This window comes from Pseudoalteromonas sp. HM-SA03, assembly GCF_002289345.1.
Classification (GTDB): Bacteria; Pseudomonadota; Gammaproteobacteria; order Enterobacterales; family Alteromonadaceae; genus Pseudoalteromonas.
This window is the reverse complement of the sequence record NZ_NSDG01000013.1, coordinates 1-1167: the sequence shown is the minus strand read 5'-3', so window position 1 is coordinate 1167 and position 1167 is coordinate 1. Positions and strand designations below refer to the sequence as shown.

At 49.5% G+C, this 1167-nt stretch carries 1 rRNA gene; it reads right to left on the bottom strand.

The annotated features are described in order from the left end of the window. Positions 1–1155, bottom strand: a 23S ribosomal RNA gene (locus CKO50_RS01980); the annotation flags it as partial. Between the last annotated feature and the right edge of the window lie 12 nt (positions 1156–1167).

Here is a 1167-nt window from a genome sequence, read left to right as displayed (position 1 = left end):
GCAGCCGTAGCTTCGGTGGTATGTTTAGCCCCGTTACATCTTCCGCGCAGGCCGACTCGACTAGTGAGCTATTACGCTTTCTTTAAAGGGTGGCTGCTTCTAAGCCAACCTCCTAGCTGTTTTAGCCTTCCCACATCGTTTCCCACTTAACATACACTTTGGGACCTTAGCTGACGGTCTGGGTTGTTTCCCTCTCCACGACGGACGTTAGCACCCGCCGTGTGTCTCCCGGATATTACTTTACGGTATTCGGAGTTTGCAAAGGGTTGGTAAGTCGGGATGACCCCCTAGCCTTAACAGTGCTCTACCCCCGTAAGTATTCGTCCGAGGCTCTACCTAAATAGATTTCGGGGAGAACCAGCTATCTCCCGGTTTGATTAGCCTTTCACTCCTAGCCACAGGTCATCCCCTAACTTTTCAACGTTAGTGGGTTCGGTCCTCCAGTTGATGTTACTCAACCTTCAACCTGCCCATGGCTAGATCACCGGGTTTCGGGTCTATACCCTGCAACTTAAGCGCCCAGTTAAGACTCGCTTTCGCTACGGCTNCCCCTAAATGGTTAACCTCGCTACAGAATATAAGTCGCTGACCCATTATACAAAAGGTACGCAGTCACCCAACAAGTANGGCTCCTACTGCTTGTACGTACACGGTTTCAGGTTCTATTTCACTCCCCTCACAGGGGTTCTTTTCGCCTTTCCCTCACGGTACTGGTTCACTATCGGTCAGTTGGGAGTATTTAGCCTTGGAGGATGGTCCCCCCATATTCAGTCAAAGTTTCACGTGCTCCGACCTACTCGATTTCACTTTAGATAAGTTTTTGTGTACGGGACTATCACCCTGTTTCGTCATGCTTTCCAGCATCTTCCACTAACTACACTAAAGCTTAAGGGCTGCTCCGATTTCGCTCGCCGCTACTTTCGGAATCTCGGTTGATTTCTTTTCCTACGGGTACTTAGATGTTTCAGTTCTCCGCGTTCGCCTCGTTAACCTATGTATTCAGTTAACGATACCTGCAAGCAGGTGGGTTTCCCCATTCGGAAATCCTAGTCTCAAGCGCCTCTTACTGGCTTGACTAGGCTTATCGCAAGTTAGTACGTCCTTCATCGCCTCCAACTGCCAAGGCATCCACCGTGTACGCTTAGTCACTTAACCATACAACCCAAA